General features: G+C 62.2%; 16 protein-coding genes. 9 read left to right on the forward strand and 7 right to left on the reverse strand.

The window, feature by feature from the left end:
* Positions 1-53 precede the first annotated feature (53 nt).
* Positions 54-2,588: a hypothetical protein gene (locus tag AAF563_14710; GenBank protein MEM7122530.1), complete on the reverse strand. Its 2,535-nt coding sequence runs from the start codon at positions 2,586-2,588 to the stop codon at positions 54-56.
* Positions 2,589-2,775: 187 nt separating this feature from the next.
* Here AAF563_14710 and AAF563_14715 point away from each other — a divergent pair, with 187 nt between their 5' ends.
* Entirely contained in the window at positions 2,776-4,683 is a 1,908-nt protein-coding gene (locus AAF563_14715; GenBank protein MEM7122531.1) for a hypothetical protein, read from the forward strand.
* Positions 4,684-4,703: 20 nt separating this feature from the next.
* Here AAF563_14715 and AAF563_14720 read toward each other — a convergent pair whose 3' ends face one another.
* Together AAF563_14720 and AAF563_14725 are read right to left on the reverse strand one after the other, a co-directional pair.
* Positions 4,704-6,719, reverse strand: coding sequence for an acyltransferase family protein (locus AAF563_14720; GenBank protein ID MEM7122532.1), 2,016 nt, complete (start codon positions 6,717-6,719; stop codon positions 4,704-4,706).
* A 59-nt stretch (positions 6,720-6,778) separates the two neighbouring features.
* On the reverse strand, positions 6,779-6,928 hold the full coding sequence (locus AAF563_14725; GenBank protein ID MEM7122533.1) for a hypothetical protein: 150 nt from the start codon (positions 6,926-6,928) through the stop codon (positions 6,779-6,781).
* 218 nt (positions 6,929-7,146) lie between these two features.
* Here AAF563_14725 and AAF563_14730 point away from each other — a divergent pair, with 218 nt between their 5' ends.
* The 8 genes from AAF563_14730 to AAF563_14765 are packed head-to-tail and all read left to right on the forward strand — an operon-like array spanning position 7,147 to position 12,505.
* Positions 7,147-7,710, forward strand: coding sequence for an isoprenylcysteine carboxylmethyltransferase family protein (locus tag AAF563_14730; protein ID MEM7122534.1), 564 nt, complete (start codon positions 7,147-7,149; stop codon positions 7,708-7,710).
* A gap of 7 nt (positions 7,711-7,717) precedes the next feature.
* A complete protein-coding gene (locus AAF563_14735; protein ID MEM7122535.1) occupies positions 7,718-8,671 on the forward strand; it encodes a 3-oxoacyl-[acyl-carrier-protein] synthase III C-terminal domain-containing protein in 954 nt (317 codons plus the stop codon).
* On the forward strand, positions 8,668-9,522 hold the full coding sequence (locus tag AAF563_14740) for a diiron oxygenase (GenBank protein MEM7122536.1): 855 nt from the start codon (positions 8,668-8,670) through the stop codon (positions 9,520-9,522). The genes AAF563_14735 and AAF563_14740 overlap by 4 nt, the downstream gene beginning before the upstream one ends.
* Positions 9,519-9,788 carry an acyl carrier protein gene (locus tag AAF563_14745; GenBank protein ID MEM7122537.1) on the forward strand — a complete coding sequence of 90 codons (270 nt, stop codon included), beginning with the start codon at positions 9,519-9,521 and terminating at the stop codon, positions 9,786-9,788. The genes AAF563_14740 and AAF563_14745 overlap by 4 nt, the downstream gene beginning before the upstream one ends.
* Positions 9,769-10,590 carry a hypothetical protein gene (locus tag AAF563_14750; GenBank protein ID MEM7122538.1) on the forward strand — a complete coding sequence of 274 codons (822 nt, stop codon included), beginning with the start codon at positions 9,769-9,771 and terminating at the stop codon, positions 10,588-10,590. The genes AAF563_14745 and AAF563_14750 overlap by 20 nt, the downstream gene beginning before the upstream one ends.
* Complete coding sequence (locus AAF563_14755) at positions 10,591-11,682, forward strand: SDR family oxidoreductase (protein MEM7122539.1); 1,092 nt, start codon at positions 10,591-10,593, stop codon at positions 11,680-11,682.
* Positions 11,679-12,254 carry a ferritin-like domain-containing protein gene (locus AAF563_14760; protein ID MEM7122540.1) on the forward strand — a complete coding sequence of 192 codons (576 nt, stop codon included), beginning with the start codon at positions 11,679-11,681 and terminating at the stop codon, positions 12,252-12,254. The genes AAF563_14755 and AAF563_14760 overlap by 4 nt, the downstream gene beginning before the upstream one ends.
* The gene (locus AAF563_14765; protein ID MEM7122541.1) at positions 12,251-12,505 is read left to right on the forward strand and encodes an acyl carrier protein; all 255 of its coding nucleotides are present in this window, start codon (positions 12,251-12,253) and stop codon (positions 12,503-12,505) included. Before AAF563_14760 ends, AAF563_14765 begins: the two co-directional genes overlap by 4 nt.
* A 5-nt stretch (positions 12,506-12,510) precedes the next feature.
* On the opposite strand, the gene AAF563_14770 is transcribed toward AAF563_14765, so the two are convergent.
* The 4 genes from AAF563_14770 to AAF563_14785 form a co-directional block, all read right to left on the reverse strand.
* A complete protein-coding gene (locus AAF563_14770) occupies positions 12,511-13,119 on the reverse strand; it encodes a TetR/AcrR family transcriptional regulator (protein MEM7122542.1) in 609 nt (202 codons plus the stop codon).
* A gap of 240 nt (positions 13,120-13,359) precedes the next feature.
* Positions 13,360-14,691, reverse strand: coding sequence for an HlyD family type I secretion periplasmic adaptor subunit (locus tag AAF563_14775; protein MEM7122543.1), 1,332 nt, complete (start codon positions 14,689-14,691; stop codon positions 13,360-13,362).
* Positions 14,688-16,397 carry a type I secretion system permease/ATPase gene (locus tag AAF563_14780; protein ID MEM7122544.1) on the reverse strand — a complete coding sequence of 570 codons (1,710 nt, stop codon included), beginning with the start codon at positions 16,395-16,397 and terminating at the stop codon, positions 14,688-14,690. The genes AAF563_14775 and AAF563_14780 overlap by 4 nt, the downstream gene beginning before the upstream one ends.
* Before the next feature lie 652 nt (positions 16,398-17,049).
* The gene (locus AAF563_14785) at positions 17,050-18,258 is read right to left on the reverse strand and encodes an SRPBCC family protein (GenBank protein MEM7122545.1); all 1,209 of its coding nucleotides are present in this window, start codon (positions 18,256-18,258) and stop codon (positions 17,050-17,052) included.
* Between the last annotated feature and the right edge of the window lie 18 nt (positions 18,259-18,276).

Raw genomic sequence — 18,276 nt, forward strand, 5'->3', positions numbered from 1 at the left:
GTGAGGTGGAATTGCCTCGGCCTGCGTTGTCAGCACGGGCCGGACGTCCACGATTAGCTTTCGGAGAAACCCGCTCGACTCAGCACCTCTCGGGCATGCGACCACAGATCAGGATCCATGACGCGTCCGATTGTCGACATTCTCTCGATGGTAACCTCCGGGCGCATGTCGATCACGATCTTAGCCTCCGCATTGGCCTCATCGATGCGATCTTGGTGGGCCAAGATGAGGGCCAAGACAATGTGGAGGCCCGGGAGATTCTCGCCATGACTCAGCGCTTCGCGAGCAGTCGCTTCGGCTTCCTTGCCCCGATCCAGAAAGGCCAAAACGGCGGCTTTGGTCGCCAATTTTATCGGTAACAAGGGGCCTTTCGGACTTAGGTCGATGGAGATATCGATGTGCGGAATGGCCTCGGTCAGTTGGGCATCCCAAATCAGGGCAAGTGCCAAGAAGTAGTGGGCCCTTTGGGAGTTGGGATTGAGCGCGATTGACGCTTCGGCTTCGGCAATTGCCCGATCCCGCTTGCCGCGCAGCGTATAGGTCCTGGACAACGCATAGTGTGCCGCACTGCTGCCAGGATCCAGTGAGACGGCTTTGGTGGCAGCCTCGTGACCGCGCTTCAACGACCCCTCCAGATCGTCGGTCTGCAGCCAAAAAACGGCGCGCGCCTCAATGAGAGCAATCTGGGCATAGGGAGGCGCATAGTTCGGCGCCTTTTCGATCGCCCTGAGCGAGAGCTCATAGGCCTTGCGCGAACCTTCCTCGTTCAATTGGTAGAAGTACCAACTGGCGCGCAAGTACAGGTCCCACGCGTCGAGGTTCTCCGGTGGTTTGCGCAGGGCGCGTTTGCTCTCGCTCTCGTTCACCTCCAGGCCGATGGTTGCGACAATGGTGGCGGCGATGTCCTCTTCGGCGGCGATGACATCCTCGACATCCATGTCCATCGTGTAGCGGTTGGCCCACAGTTCGGTCGCGGTCGCGGCCTCGATGAGGTGGACTGTGATGTCGAGCTTCTGACCGTCCTTGCGGACGCTGCCCTCGACCACATACTGAACGTCCAGCTCGCGGCCGACCTGGCGCGGATCCGGGTTTTGGCCGCGATAGACAAAACTGGTCGACCGCGCGATCACCATCAGCCAGTCCATGCGCGAAAGATCCGCGATGATCTCGCCGGCTATGCCTTCGGCAAAATAGGTTTGATCGGGATCGTCGCTGTGGTTTTCAAACGCCAAGACGGCGATCGCGGGTTTGGATGGGTGGGCCGAGTCGATCGCTGCCGAAGCCGCGCTGGAAGCCGGCGATGGCGCCGCGTATGTCTTGGTCGTGGAGACCACGGGCGCGGCGGCCGGGCTGGCGACGGCTCCTGCTTGGTCATAGGAAAACGCCGGCCCGTTCTTCGGCCAATCGATATCGTGCAGCGTCAGGAAGTCCTGCAGGCTGGATGCCGCATAGAGGAACGCCATGGCGCGAACGGCGTTTGAGCGCGTTTGATGCGTCAGGGCCAGGCCCGCGGCGATCCTGCCCATCAGGCACTGGCTTTCCATGTAGGACAGGCGGTTGGGTTCGTGCCGGTCGACCCATGTCTTCACCTTGTCGCGCATGTCGGCGACGAGCTGCAGCATGCCGACGTCGTCACCGGTGACGACATCATCTTCCTGCATATGGGCGCGGGGACTGAGCGCGTTGAGGATCGACTTCCATCGGCTGGGCTCAATCGATTGGCGTTCGCCGAGCAGGTAGGTGAGCTCGAAATAGGCGTGGTCGAAGAAAAGGAAACCGTCGTCGCGATAGAGATCGAGATCGATGAGATAGTATTCCGGCTTCACTTCGGCCTGGCGATGCACCAGCACATTGAAACCGTGGAGGTCGCCGTGGACGTTGCCGCGGATCGCGCGCAACAGTGTCGACGGACCGATGTCGACGACTTCCTCCGCGAACGCCAGGGGATTGGGGCGCCATTCGCCCTCGAACGACAGTGCGGGCGTCAGCGGGTCCAAGCCGCAGGTTGAACTGATAAAGTCATGAATCCGCCCGCCATCGCTGGGGTCGAGCCGGTAGCCGAGCCACGATTGCAAGAGATCCCGCGGCTTCAGCATGGCCGGGTCGAGAAAAGACTTCTCGTTCCAGCACTCCAAGAGGTCGTCGGCCAGGCGCCCCGCGACGTTCAGTTGCGGCATCCAGGCGCATTCGGCCCATGGCAGGGCGTATTCCAGCCCACGCCCGGCAATCGTGGAGAGAATGGCCACCTCGTCGCCGCTTTGAACCGCGTGAACGATGCGCGGCAGGTGCGCGGCCGCGTAGTCCGGATTGACCTCGAAGGCGCGGCGGTGGCGCTCGAACTCCCGATCCTGCGACCAGTCCGTGCCGGAGGTTCGATCAAGTTTCAAAATAGCCTGTCCGGCAAAGTCCTTGCCGGTCAGATCAGCCGCGAACACCAGGGCGCCAGATTTGCCGCTGAGCTGGCGGTTTAGGTAGATTTCACCCTCGACACCCCATTCGTGACGCAGGACAGGCTCCAGGTCCCGATAGTTGTCGGGCCAGGGCAGGAGGGATTGTCTATCTTCCTGTTGCGAGGGGACGTCGGTCACACGCCAATCCTGGTTTGTAGCGGCATGAGCCAGTTTTCCAGGTGTCGGTGTCGGGTACAAGTCGGTCGTGGCGTGATCGGGACAATCCTGCGGAGGTTTACTCAGATGAATCCGATCCGGCCAAGGCTTCCGGCCTGCGTGGATTATTCTCGGCCGCTCCGATAATCTCCCGCTGCACGGAGCCTCTATGAACCAATATTCGGCCATTTTGTCGACGGCGATCGTCGGATATTCGCGCCTCATGCGGATGGATGAGACGCGCGCGGCGGCGTCTTTGAAGCGTATCCGCGCCGAAATTGTCGACATTCGGCTTGCCCGTCACGGCGGCTCGATAACAAAGGCGGTCGACGATCGCCTGGTGATCGCCTTCGAGACCTGCATGCAGGCGGTCGCCTTCGCGATCGACATGCAGATCGCGATGCGCGAACGCAACAAGAAGCGGCGCGAGGATCGGCAGATCCACTACCGGATCGGCATCGAGGCCGTCACCGATCCCGAGGCCGATGCTGGAGGATCCGGCGGTCCGGAGAGCGTAGCCGGCGGCCTTTCCGAGCTCGCCTTCCTGGGCGGTGTCTGCATCTCCGGCCTGGTGCATGACGACATCACCCCCGCCGCCGATCTCAACTTCGACCAGATTGTCGAGCGCCGGGTCAAGATCCATCCCGAGCCCGATGCGGTCTATGACGTCGTGCTGGACGAAAAGGCCGCGGCGTTCGTGGAAGCGCCACCGAAGGTCAGGTCCAAACGGCAGATCAAACGGACAACGATGTTGACTGCCGCCGCGGCGCTGGTGCTGGTGCTGATCGGTGCCGGCGGCGCCTGGTTTGTCCTGAGCCAAAATCAGACAACAGTCATACCGGAGACCTCGTCCGAACGTTTTCCGAACCGGCCCTCGATCGCCGTTTTGCCGTTCGAGAACCTCTCGATGAGCGACGAGGGCAACATGATTGCCGACGGCATGACGGCATCCATCATCAGCGCGCTGGCTGATGTGCCCGAGATCTTCGTGATCTCGCGCAACTCCATCAACAGCTACAAGGATCAGCCGGTCGATGTCCGTCAGGTCGGTCAGGACCTGAACGTCGCCTATGTCGTTGACGGCACGGTGCAGCTATCCGGCGACAACGCGCGCATACTTGTCGAGCTCGCCGATACCTTGCGTGGCGAGAACCTATGGACCGGCCGCTACGATCGCCATGTCGGCGATCTCTTCAGTCTCCAGGACGAGATCGCGCTCAGGGTGCTCGTTTCGCTCCAGGTGCAGTTGACAGAGGGCTATCAGGCGGCCGTTCGCGGCGCCAGCACCGACAATGTCGATGCCTATCTGGCGCTGATGCGGGCCGAGGCCGAGTTCCGCGAGTACAGTCGCCAGGGGTCGATGGAAGCGCGGCGATTGATCAAGGAAGTTCTGGCGCTCGATCCCAATTACCGCGAAGCCTATTTGCTGGAGGCGCGCACCTATATCCGCGATGCCCAATGGGGCCATAGCGACGACCCCACGGCGTCGCTGGAGAAAGCGGCGACGCTTCTTGAAAAGGCCGCGGCATTAGACGAGCAGACCTCCGACGCCGAACAGGCCGAGCTCGACATTCTGAACGCCTTTATCGATCAGGTCGCGGGCCGCTACGACGAGGCCATGGCGAAGACGTCAAGCGCGACCGAGCTTGACCCCAACAACTCGTTCGTCCTGGCGCTTGCCGGGTTCCTCGCGTCGTTCAACCGGCAATACGACAAGTCGATCGAGCTGATCGACCGGGCAATGCTTATCAATCCGGTTTATCCAAGCTGGTACTCGCTCTATTTGTCGCGCGACTACACGTTCAAGGGTGAGGTGGACCAGGCCGTCGACTGGGCGCTCGATGCGGTGAGCCGGGCCGAGAACGACAACCGTCGCGCCTGGACGCTGGTCAATCTGGCCTTCGTCTACGACCAGGCAGGGCGGCCCAACGATGCGCAAGCCGCCGCTGCTGAGGCGCTTGCCCTGTCGCCGGACCTCAGCATTAGCAGCATCGATAGTGCGCAGCCCTACAGCAATGCGGAAGACTGGGAGACGCTGACGGCATCCCTGGTGCGGGCGGGCATTCCCGAGCAGTAAACGCGAGCCGCCATTCGGCTTCAGGGCCCTGCCAGCCAACCCTTCTGTGTCATGGCGTCAATAATCTGATCGGCGATCATCGTCGCGCCCTTAGTATTGACGTGGTGACCGTCGAAGTAGAGCGGATCACCATCCAACTGGGCGACGCACCGTCCGGCGACATAGGTGTCGCAGAAAGCGGTCTCGGGTTTGACGCGGATCAGGTTTGCGTTCTCACCCAGCAAGTCGAGCTGTTGGTAGGATTGTGCCGTGCGCTCGCGAAAGACATCGTGGCTGGTGGAAAGCGGCCCCTCGCGCTCGATGCCGAACTGGATTTCGCGCGCCAGATGGATCGGGACACTCCATCCGACTTCAGGCACCGGATAGACCAGCACGACGCGATGACCGTTGGCCAGAAGGCTCTCGACCGTTTCGCGATAGAGCGTTCCGACCTTGTCGATACGGTCGGGATCGAAAGCCGCGCTGCGCTCACTGCCAAGCGGGATGGATACATCATTGAGGTGATCGGGAAGGACACCGCCTTCCATGTTGTCAAATGGCTCGAGTTCAAGGTGCACCGGCCATCTCGCCACAACGACAATCGTGGTGGGCGGCTGTTCCAACAGGTAGTCCATGACGTGCTCTGTAAAGCGGACGCATTCGAGTCCGGCTCGGGCACGATACACGCCGAGAGCGGGAACACAGGCGCTGCTAGAGAACTGACGGACCGACGTATCATGCGCGGCAAGGGTATCGGTCAGTGCGCCCGCCAGTTCGACCGCATGGCTGTCGCCCCAGATGATCAAATTGTCGGACCGTTCACCGGCGTGGAGACAGGATTCATCAAGGACAGATTGGTCGGCAATGTTGGCATGGCAGTCTCGGGTCCTGGCATCCGGCCGTCCGCTCAATGCGGCCATCTGAATGGCGTCGGGCGGCAAGCGTTGTGGCAGGCCGCGGGTGAGATGGCCAAACATGCCGAAGCCGGCCACCAGAACCGAGACGCAAGCCGCGCCGACGAAGATCTGCCTGCGTGAAAAGACCGTCCTTTGTCGGAACGGGCGTTCGACAAATCGCCACGACAGATAAGCCAGGACCAGGGCGGCGACGCTTAGGCCCAGATAGACATCCGGCGTGACATGATCCAGCAAGCGGATACGCGCGAACGCGAACAAGGGCTGGTGCCAGAGATAGGCGCTGTAGCTGATCAGCCCGATACCGACCACCGGGCTCCAGCACAACATCCTGCCGACCAGCGTGCGCGGTCGTGTGAACGCGACAACCAGGGCCGTGCCGATGACCGGGATCAGCGCCCAAAGGCTGGGGAAGGGCGTGCTCTCATCGAAGGCAAAGACGGCATAAAGGATCATGCCGAAGCCAAGGGCCGATCCGGTTTGTGCGACGACGCCGTCGGTCCGCAGCCAGGTCGGCGCTGTCAGCGCCAGCATGGCGCCCACCGCCAGTTCCCAGGCGCGTGTCGGCAACAGGTAGAAGTTGGCGATGGGGTGCGTTGTCGAGGCCCACTCGGCCAGTGCCAGGCTGACAATGGCGCACAGGATGATGACGGCGAGCAGCGACTTGACCGTCAGGCGCCGGAACAACAACAGGAAGAGCGGGAAGAAGACATAGAACTGCTCTTCAACCGCCAGCGACCATGTGTGCAGCATGGGTTTCAGCTCGGCGGCCGCGGCGAAATAGTCGCTTTCCAGCCAGAACAGGATGTTCGATGCAAAGACGCTGATCGCGACCAGACTTTGGGCGAAGTTCCGGAACTCGTTCGGCAGCATCCACATCCAGGCAAACGGGATCGAGACCAGGCACACCAGCATGAGCGCCGGCAATATTCGTCTGATCCGCCGGTCATAGAAGCCGAGGATTGAAAACGAACCGGCTTGGATCTCCGTGTGGATGATGGTGGTGATCAGGTAGCCGCTGATGACAAAGAAGACGTCGACACCGACATAGCCGCCGCCGAAGAGATCGAAGCCGGCATGGAACAGGATGACCGGGATAACCGCGAGAGCACGAAGGCCGTCAATCTCTGCTCTGTACTGCATGGCGGTGCTTTGGTGGATCTAACCGTGACGAGGCGATGGTGGGTATGGCCGCGATGCGTTTACCGGTCGGTGGCGTGGCGCATGCCAAGCTGCCGCGACCGGGTCGCCGTCGCGTAGACGGTGGCCAGAAGGTTCGCGACCAGGCTGATCATCGTGATCAACCATACGCCCATGATGGTCGCAAAGCTCGTCCAAAGCGCTGAGATCATGTCACCTGCCTCCCACCACCTGCATAGGCGCTGGCGCGCGCCATGTCGATTCCCGACGACAGAAAAACCGCTGAATCCTGCAGTTTTTGGGCTATTTGGCCCAAAACGGCGGCATCTCAAGAAATTAATTGAACGACGTTTAATTGATCCCATATAACTGAACGGTGTTCAATTAATGCGCCTTTCGGACATGTTCCAAAAGGGGCGGGAGGTTCTCCATGGATGCCGTTCTGTTTGTTCTGATTGGCGGTCTGTTTGCCTTGATCGGCGCCCTGCCGGTGATCTTCTTCCAGCGGCGTGGTGGGCTGAACCTGCGCTGGTGGCTGACGGCGGCACCGTTCTTTGTCGCCGGTGCCGCGCTGCCGGTCACCTATCTGGGGCTCGCGCCGATCTGGCAGTTGCCGCAACCGGTTGCCTTGGCTTTCACGATACTGGCGACACTGGCGGCGTCATTCGCGCTGGCGCTGACGACCTACACGCTCGGCATCCATCGCCGCCGTATTGCGCTGTGGCACCAGAGCGATGACGCGCCCGAGGAGATCGTTACCGACGGCCCCTATCGCCTGGTGCGCCATCCCTTTTACACGGCCTTTCTGGCCGCGCTTCTGGCGGCCGTCTTCGCCGCGCCGTCAACGGTCACATTGGTCTGCCTGCTGTGGGGGTTTGCCGCGCTCTTCCTGACGGCGCGCCGTGAGGAGCGGCGGCTTCTGGGTTCGACGCTTGGCGCCACGTATGAGGCCTATATGCGTCGCACCGGTCATTTCCTTCCGTTGAGGGGATAGAACAGTCATGCAAGACATCTTCCTAAGCGATCTTGCCTATGCGCTGGGTGACGATGCGGTCACGGTGCATGAGAGCGCCAAGGCGGGCCGGCTGGTCTCCGATCCCGACGCCCTCCTAAACGCGGGTTTCCGGACACACCATCTGTGCCGACCACAGACCACGGTGGTCGATCTTGCCGCGCGGAGTCTGGATCGCTTTCAAGCGCCGCTATGCGCCGCGCCGATCCTGATCTTCGCAACGGCGTTAACGCCGAACGGCAATCTGGGTGATCCCGTGACGTGCGAGGAAACCGGCGATGTCCGTCACCTCATGGACTTCCCGGCAAGCCGTCTCCAGGTTCAACTTGGCCTCGCCGATACGGCGGTCATCGGACTGAACCAACAGGCGTGCACGGCAACGTTGGGCGCAATCCGGGTCGCGCGCGGCCTGCTGGCCGCCGAACCCGATCTGGGTCAGGTCATCTGTGTCAGCGCCGATCGATTTCCCGAAGGTGCGACTTATGAGCAAAGCTACAACGTCATCTCCGACGGGTCGGCGGCATTTCGGATCAGCAAGTGCGAAGGTCCCTTCCGCGTGCTCGCCTGCCATCAGTTGACCAACGGTACATTGGCCGCAGCGTCGGACGACGAGACGGTCGGCGCGTACTTTTCCCACACCCAGCGCCTGATCGGCGAGACCGTCGCCCGTGCCGGACTCGGCATTGCGGATGTCGATTGGCTGGTGCCGCAGAACATGAACCGCGCGGCATGGCTGGTCATGGCGCGACTGCTGCAGCTGCCCGAAGAACGCGTTGCCTGCGCCACGCTGGGCGATGTCGGCCACGTCATAGCCGCGGACAACATCATCAACCTGCACAGCCTGGCGGCGAGTGGTCAGCTCAAGCAAGGCGAGCGCGTGCTTATGGTCATGGCCGGTTTCGGCATGAACTGGCAGGCGGTGCTTCTGGAGGTGACGTCATGATGAACCACGCCAAAACCAAGGGCTACGACCGCCTGGTGACACTGTCCGAAGAGTCGGCCGGCGAAGCGCCGATCCGTTGGCCGGAACACCTGGATGATGACGATCTATGCTTCGCGCCCGACCTGGTGTCGCTTGCCGGCACCGAGGATTATGCCGGGATGGATGATGCGGCGCGGCGACGGCTTACCCTGTTCGAGGCGGCGAACTTTTTCAGCCTCAACATCCACGGCGAAACTCACGTGATCAAAGGCATCGCCGCGCGCCTGAACGAACCGCGATTTGCCGCCCATCGCGGCTATCTCCAGCACTTTCTGGAAGAGGAGGTGCGTCATAGCGCGATGTTCGCGACGTTCTGCCGCCGTTATGCCGGCAAGGTTTACGCCGAACGTTCGCTCGCCATGTCCGATGACCACGGGCCGGACGGCGACCTGTTGTTCTTTGCCCGCATCGCCGTCTTCGAGGAGATCGTCGATGCGTTCAACCGCACGATGGCGCGCGATCAAACGCTGGCGCCCGTCGTGCGGGAGATCCACCGCCGCCATCACGTTGATGAAGCCCGCCATTTGGCATTTGGCAGGAGCTTCTTGAACGACATTGTAGCCGCGCGCGCGTCAGACTGGACAGCGGATGAGCGCCATGCCGTCGCTCACAAGCTGGAGCGGTTTGCCGATCAGTCGTGGCGACTCTTGTTCAATCCCGAAGTCTATGCCGATGCCGGCCTTGGCGACGTCTTCGCGCTGCGTCGCCGCGCCATAGCCAGCGAGGCGTCACAACAGCGTCGCGACTGGACCTTGCGCGGCTGCCGGCGCCTGCTGTCGCGTCTGGATCCTGTCGGTCCGGCGGTGTCATGACCGCGCACGCTGACATTCGTAGCTGGCTGCGCGACTGGGTGGCCGAGACAAGTGGCGAACCGGTGTCGTCGTTCGACGATGAGACCGCGCTGTTCGCTGATGGCCTCCTGGACTCCACCGACTTTGTCGAGCTGTTGCTGGTGATCGAGGAGCGTACCGGCCGGCCGGTAGACCTCGCGCGTTTCGAACCCAATGCGTTTGCGAGCATTAACGCCATGACGCGCCATCTGTTTGCGGAGACGTCTTATGAACCATCTCTGTCTTGATCATTCGGACCTGGCAGGGCTTAGCGCAAGGCCCTTGCACGGCGTCGAACTCGACTTCGTTGATGACCTCGATGCGATGATTGTCGCATTGGCCCGTGCCGATGGCGCAGAGGTCTGGCGGTTCGCGCCTTTGATTGCAATGTCCACGCTGCAGCGCGCCGGATACTGCGACTCGTTTCCTCAGCATGTCACGGTTCCCGTGCCCATGACGCAAAGCCGTGAGGCTGCGGTCGACTGTGCGCACCAGCCACATGCTTTGGCTCCGGCTGCCTGTCTGCCGCTGTATGACGCTATTGCCGGCACGGATCGTGACGGGCGGTTGCTGATTACGACCTCCAACACGTGCTGGCGCCATGAACGCCATTACGCCGTCCACCGGCGCCAGTGGGCGTTCACGATGCGGGAAGTCGTGTGCATCGGGACGGATGGTGATGTCAGATCGTTCTTGAACGCATGGCGTGGGCACCTGGCGACGATCGCGCGGCTTCTGGGCCTGAATGTCTCATTGATGGCGGCTTCGGATCCGTTCTTTGGTCCCGGCGATACGAAAGCCTTCTACCAGACGCTTGCGGGCGCGAAGACGGAGCTGACGGTCGGCGACGATCTGGCGATCGCGTCGCTCAACAACCATCGTCACCACTTCGCCAACGCTTTCGATATACGTGTCGCGGGCAACACCGCATCGACCGGCTGTGTCGCGTTCGGTCTGGATCGCTGGCTGGCCGCCATGAACGAACGCCACGGCACCGATGCCGCGGCGTGGCCCGCCGTTCCCGGTCCCCAACAGGTTCTGGAGGCCTAGATGACAACGCGAACCATCCTGATCACCGGTGCGGCGGGCTATATGGGCGCACGCGTGGCGCGGGCGTTGGCACGCGATCCTGATGCGCACCTTGTGCTGTGGGTTCGTGCGCCGTCGCGCGAGGACGCGAAGGCGCGGACGGCGCGGCTTTGTGCCGACCTCACACGAGAAGGCGCCACCGTCACGACGCTTCATGGCGACCTTACAAATAACGCCCCGTTTGCCGATGTCGACCAGCATGCCGTCACTGATATCGTTCATGGCGCGGCCGTCACCCAGTTCGGTGTCGCGTATGACGAAGCCGTCGCGATCAACGTGGCGGGCACACAACACGTGGTCGATCTGGCACGCGCCTGTCCGCGGCTCCAATCCATCAACCTGCTCAGCACGCTCTATGTGGCCGGCCTGAAGGAGGCGCCGATCGCCGAAGCATTGCTGCCCATGCCCGAGGCGTTCGCCAACCATTATGAACGTTCCAAGTGGATGGCCGAGGAGATTGTCGGACGGTCAGCCGGCGACCTGCCGTGGCGTATCCTGCGTCTGCCGACCGTCGTCGCCGACAACGACGCCGGCCGGGTCGTGCAAGTCAATGCGGTGCATAACGCGCTGAGGCTCCTGTTTCACGGTCTGCTTCCCGTCGTTCCGGGCAAGTCCGAAACGCCGCTCTATCTGGCGACGGCCGAAGAACTCGATCAGCCGATACGCGAAATCGTGATGTCAGCTCCGCTGGAGCAGGTTTTCAACGTCGTGCCGGATGCGCGGGAGCCTGCGTCGTTGGGCGACATCATTGCCGGCGCCCACGAGGCCTTTTCCGATACACCACGCTATCGCGCGAGAACAATGGCGTTGCCGCCATGGTGCGACTGGCAAGCCTTTACCGCTCTATCCGAGGCGGTCGACCGCTTCAGCACGGATCTGGTGCGCCAGGCCAACCGCGTGATTGCGCCTTTCGCGCGGCAGCTTTACGTCAACCATGCCGTCGAGACCGGCGCTGCCATGCCCGGCATTCGGTGTCACACCAGCCTATCGCGCGCCGTTTTGACGGCGCGTGTCTGCCGCCATCTTGTCGCCACCCGATGGGGATTTTCATGATGATCGACAACGACAGCCTATGGACACTCAGCTACTACCGCCTCTCGGAGATTACGGGGTCATTGTTCTTCGGCCGCGTGATCAAGACGGTCGGCGATCACCCGTTGCAGGGCGAACTGACGAAACACTTCGCCGATGAAGCACAGCACGCCTGGCTTTGGACCGACTGCCTGAAACGTCTCGGCAAGGAGCCGCTGAAGCTGGATCGCGCCTATCAGGACCAGTATGCGTCGGTGATCGGCGCGCCGGGCAGTCTGATGGAGGTGCTGGCCGCGACGCTGGTCTTCGAGCAGCGCGTGATCGGTCAGTACGCGCGTCATCTGAAGGCGCCTGAACTGACGCCCCAGGTGGCGGCGACGTTGCGGACTATCATGGATGACGAACGCTGGCATCTCGCATGGGTGCGCGAAGCGCTCAAAGGTATGTGGGCCGACTACGGCGAAGCGACGGTCGAAGCCACGCTGGCGCGCTACCGCGATGCCGACCGCACGGTGTTCTCCGAAACGGTCAGCGACGCGACAGAGCGGTTGGCGCGCACAATCGGCCTTAACGTGAAGAGGGTGTCATCATGATTGAGCGCAATGAGATCGACCGTGTTGTCGATAGTCATCTGATCAATCCGATCGCCAGCTTCGATCCGGCAACGCCGATTATCGATGCGGTCGCCGACTCGTTTGCGTATGTCGAGCTGGCGCTGGATCTGGAGGAGCAGTTCGGGTTGCGGTTGTCCGATGGTGATCTAGCCGAGATGGCGACGGTCGGCGACTTGTCCGGTGTCATCAATGATCGCGTCGCCGCCTTGAACGACGGGGCGCTGAATTGACGCTCCTAACGGGCCGACGTGGCCTCGTCAGCCGCGGCGCCGGTGGCCAGGTAGCGCACCATGTCATGCGCCAGATCAGCGGGTTTTGGCTCGCCAAAAGCCGCGAGGTTGCCGGCATTGGCGAGAACCATCAGGCCGTGAACACTGGCCCAGGCGATCAACGCGAATGAGCGGCGGCGGTTGGCGGTGATCTCAGGCGCGACAGCGCGCTCAAGAATGGCGATCGTTTGATCGACGTGCGGGGTGTACCAGGGCGGCAGGCTTACCCGTCCGGGAACGGTATAGTCGAGGACGGCGGCCCAATCGCGTTGGTGGTCTTCGGCAAACTTGAAGTAGCAGACCAGCAAGGCCTCGAGGTTGGCGGTGATGTCATCGCCCAGCTCGACCTTCGCCATTTGCTCATAGAGCCGGTCCAGCGTGCGGGCGTTGACGTGCAGCACGAGCTCATCGAAGTTCTCGAACAGGCTGTAGATCGTGCCTGGCGAATAGCCGATGCGTTCGGCAACGGCGCGCGCGGTGAGGGCAGCGAGCCCCTTTGTCGCGACGATGTCGTGTCCGGCGGTAAGCGCAAGTTCCGTCAGTTCCTCACGCGTGTGATCGCTGCGGCGTCCCACGGTTCTCCTTTCGGCCAGGAGCGATAGAATTGAACAATGTTCGTTTATCGCTCGGTGTCAACCGTCGGGATCTCACGCGCGTTTCATGTCGGCCAAGACGAGTTTGTCGACGTCGTGGTGTAGGTGGGCCCAAAACGGCAGGCGGCATCAAGGGAGCGCAGCCATATGGCTATCCGGAAGACTGGGGCCTGCTGACGGCGGCTCTGGTCCAGGCGGGTATCCCGGAGCAGGGGACCCGGCCTATTCCCGGAACGATCGGTTCAGTCCGGCCTGGATCGGTTCGAGGAGGTAGTTCAGCGCCGTGCGTTCGCCGGTAAGGATCATGACTTCCGCTGGCATGCCCGGGACAAGCTCGACGTCGTTCAGTCGCTCGATCTCGTCTTGCGGAATGATGACACGGGCCTCGTAATAGTCCTCGCCGCGCTGCTGGTCGGTCAGGCGGTCGGCGGAGATGGTCAGCACCTGGCCGTTCAGCGTCGGGGTGTCGCGCTGGCTCAAGCCGGAGAACCTGACTTCGGCTGTTTGACCGGTGATGACGTTCTCGATGTCGTTGGGCTGGACGCGGGCCTCGATGATCAGCGGGTCACCCTCGGGCACGATGTTCATGATGTCGTCGCCCGGCGAGATGACGCCACCCACCGTGTGAGCGTTCAAGCCCAGAACCGTACCGCTGGACGGGGCGCGAACCTCGATGCGGTTCAGGATGTCGGCGGCACCGATCTGGCGTTGCTCCAGATCGAAGATCTCAGACTGCACGTCACGCAATTCGGCGACGACTTCCTCGCGCAGACCCTTCTCAAGCTGAAGTATCTGCAGCGACGCCTCGCCGATGGCGGCCTCGGACTCGGCGATCGCCGCCAGATCCTCGCCGCGCTCGCCGCGCAAACGTTCGGACTCGCGTTCCAGCGCCAGAATGCGGCTGCGCGTGACATAGCCCTCGTCATAAAGTTCGCGCAGGCCGTCAAGCTCCTGCTCGATCAGCGTGATCTGGGCGTAGCTTGCCGATTGCTGTACCTCCAGCCCTTTAATCTGGTTGCGCAACTGGTCGATGCGCTGGTTCAAGATGCTGACTTGTCCAGCCAGACTGTCGCGTCTGGCAACGAACAAGAGCTCCTGGCCGGACATGATCATGGCGACTTCCGGTTCACCGTGCCGTTCGAACAGCCCCGTGGGAAAGACGATCGCATCGGCGCCGTCGCGTTCGGCAATCAGCCGCGCCTCGGTGGCGAGCGCCAGATCGAGTTGGCCTTCGATAATCGTGATCGAGGCTTCGGCCCTTGTCGCGTCGAGGCGTAGCAGCAGATCGCCTTCTTCGACGTAATCACCGTCGCGCACGAAGATCGCGGCGACAATGCCGCCCTCCAGGTGCTGGATGGTACGCCAGTTGGTGTCGACCGCCACCACCCCGGGCGCAATTGCGGCGCTGGACAGTTGGGCGGTCGCCGCCCAGGTCCCGATGCCGCCGAACAAGATGACGACGACGATCAAGCCCAGCACGATGAAACGGCGCGCCGACGAGCGCCTTATCGGCACGACCTCGCGGCCGTCTGATCCGAGCAGCGTCATACTCATGACGCGTCCTCCAACTGCACCTCTTCGGTTCGCCGGACCATGACCTTGCGCAGGACGTCCTGCTTCTCGCCGAAGGTCTCGATCCGCCCGTCGCGCATCATGATGAGTTGATCGACGGCGGCAATCGCACTTGGCCTGTGCGCCATGACGACGACGGTCTTGCCGCGTTCCTTCATGGTCACGATAGCTTCGCTCAACGCTTTGTCGCCATCGGCATCCAGGCTGGCATTGGGCTCGTCGAGCACGATCAGCGAGGGCTCGCGGAATAGCGCGCGGGCCAGCGCGATGCGTTGCCGTTGGCCGCCTGACAAGCGCCGCCCGCCTTCGCCGATCGGCGTATCGTAGCCCTGGGGCAGGTGCAGGATCATATCGTGGACGTTGGCGAGCTTCGCCGCCGCGACGATCTCCTCCGGCGTCGCGTCTTCGCAGAAGCGTGCGATGTTATGGCCGATGGTGCCGTCGAAAAGCTCGACATCCTGCGGCAGGTAGCCGATGCAACTGCCCAGTTCGTCGGGCAGATAGTTCGAGAGTTCGGCGCCGTCCAGCCGCACCGTTCCGTCATAGGGCTGCCAGACACCGACCAGGATGCGCGCCAGGCTGGATTTGCCGGCGCCGGTCGGTCCGATGACGCCGACCGCGGTGCCCGGCTGCAGTTCGAAACTGATTCGATTCAGGGACGGTGCGCTGGCGCCCGGCGGGACCGCCACGACGCGATCCAACGCCACGGCGCCACTCGGTTTGGGCAGGCGCATGCGATCGGGCTGATCGCCGACGTTGGTCAGGAGCTGTTTCAGGCGGCGATAGGACTGACGCGCCGAGACGAAGGCGCGCCAGCTAACGATGGCCTGCTCCACCGGTTGCAGGGCGCGTGCCATGATGATGGACGCGGCAATCATGACGCCGGGCGTGATGATCTGCATGATGGCGAGGTAAGCGCCGGTTCCCAGAATGGCGAGCTGCGCGATCAGGCGGATCGACTTCGACATCGCGCTGATTGTGCCGCCGCGGTCGCTGGCAACGCTCTGCAGGTGAAGCGAGGACTGGTGGCGGCCGCGCCACATGCTGCGCAACGCCGGCATCATGCCCATGGCCTGTATGGCTTCGGCGTTGCGCAGGCTGGACTGTGCGAACATCTCGGCTTCGGCCGCATGCCTGCCGGCCTCTTCAATCGGCGGCCTGGTGCGGACTTCGTTGATCAGCGCCAGCGCGAACAGAAGCAGCGCGCTCGATAGCGCGACGAATCCCAGCAGCGGGTGGAACAGGAAGATGACAAGCAAATAGATCGGCGTCCACGGCGCATCGAACAAGGCGACCGGCCCGGTCGTGGCCATGAACTGGCGCAGCGAAACCAAGTCACGCAGTGCTTCGCCGCGGTCCAGCCGCGCCGCCGACAAGCTGCGCGCGAACGTTGCGGTGAACACGAAATCGCCAAGCTGCTCGTCAAGCCGCGCCCCGATGCGCACCAGGATGCGGCTGCGCATGACCTCCAGGAAACCCATAACCATAACCAGGCCGACGGCCAGCACGGTAAGCGACACCAAAGTCGATTCGCTGCCGCTGGTCAGGACGCGGTCGAACACCTGAAGCATGTAAAGCGGCGCCGTCAGCATCAGGATGTTGATGAACATGCTGAAGAAACCGACGGCCAAAAATGTCCGGCGCATGGCGCGGACGGCTTGTTTCAGCGGTGTGCGTTCCCTGGTCATCGTGATGTCATCGCTGCTTCGCGGTCTTCAAGGCGTCAATCACCGTCATGCTCATGTCGGACAGTGGTCCGGCCGATCGCGGCGGCCGGCGGATCAGGCTCCGCTTGCTCGCTTGCCGACCGTCAAGGTCCGATGTCCTCCTCCGCCTTCGTGCCCGTCACGCGACTTCCGGCTCGTCAAAGGGCGGTGCTCTTCACGTCTCTTTCGACGACGGCGACAACGTATGGCGGCGCGCCAAAGTTGCTCCGTCGTTGCGTACAGTTTCCCAATCTGGCTTACAAATCACCAAGATTACAACACTGATACTCTACATTTGACGTTATGGTTCACAGCGGCGTTTCAGCTTAAGCGGAATGCGCGGTTCATGTATCACTTTCGTTGAGCTACCGCGACACCACCGTGTTGTATCGCATGGCCCGCACGTGGCGTTGCAGGCGTCTCGAGTTCCCCATTCCCGCAATCCTATCGAAAGACGATTTTTACGCGTTGGTTTCGGCCATGCGGTGATCCGCGTCTCAGAATATCCATCATAGAGTTAGGGTTTCTGCGCAACGTTTTGTCACGACATATCGGCCCGACCTTGCACACCTGCATGGTACGGTCGGGCGGGACACTTGGATGATTTGGCGGCCTTATCTGGACCAGCGGCGTATCAGGGACGCATCATGTCGGTCATGACGAGCTTGTTGAAATAGTGGTGCAGGTCGTCCCAGAACGGTGCGTAGAAGTGCTGACCCCAGACTGGTGAGTGGCGCGCGCTTTGGACCGCCTCTATGGCGAGCTTGTCTTCATAGTGCACGACGTCAAAGAGTGTCTGAACCGAGGTTTCCTCGGCTTGGAAGCAGTCGTCGGCAAGTGCCTCGGGACTGTAGAAGCGCAGGTGCTGCAGATACGTCTCGTTCGGTGCCACGGGCACGGCGATGTTCACCTTCATGAAAGCATCCAGCAACGGCACGTTGACGTTTGGGTATAGCGTCGTGAAGTAGCCCCAGTCGGGCTGTCGTTGAATGTCGTGACCGGCAGTCGGCAGACGAATGGGATCATAGGTCTTGCCGCTTTTCTGCCGGCTATGCCCGAAAGCGACGAGCGCATCGTCCATGAAGAGTTTGAAGCCCGGATTGCCATCGGCATCGACGCGCGGCACCTCCTGCGACTTGCGATAGAGATCGTGCGTGAAACCCTCATGCAGCAGATTGATCGAGGCGTTTTCCTGATAGGTCTTCCAGTTGGCCTTGACCGTTCGGGCTTCGATCAGCGGTTTGCCGTCGCCGTCACGGGCGGGCACCAGGCGTTCGACCGCGTAGTCGCCGCCGACCGCGCGTATCCATGGCGCAAGCCAGTCGTCAATATCGGGGGCGGCGCCGTCGATATCGATGAAGACGGTGCCAATGCGCACGGCCGTGCGAATCTCGACCAGATTGCCGTCATGGCCGTTGAGTTCGCCGGGTCCAGTCTGCGGCTTGCCGGACCAATAAGGCGCGTCGACCAACTGACCGCGCAGGTCGTAGCGCCAGCCGTGATAGAGCACCTCGATCTCCGCCAGACCCTTGCGATCGCCGCGCACGGCGGGGCAGCCGTCATAGGGGCAGATGTTGTGGAAGACGCGCAAGATGCCGTCATCGCCGCGCAGGGCAAGGAGCGGCATACCGAAGAGATCAAAGGTGTGGGCGTCGCCGGGGTCGGGTAGGGCGCAGTCGAACATCACCGCTGTCCAGTTGCGCCGGAAGATGCGTTCGGCTTCAAGCGCCAGCCAGTCGTCGTCGGTGAAGGCCGGCGGCGGCGGCGTCATGGCGTCGCCGATCGGCGCCATCACGGCGTCGCACTCAGCCTGGGTGATCAAGGCGCCAAGTCGGGTGTCCATCACGGTTCTCTCCCTTTT

Source organism: Pseudomonadota bacterium (assembly GCA_039028155.1).
Lineage (GTDB): Bacteria > Pseudomonadota > Alphaproteobacteria > SP197 > SP197 > JANQGO01.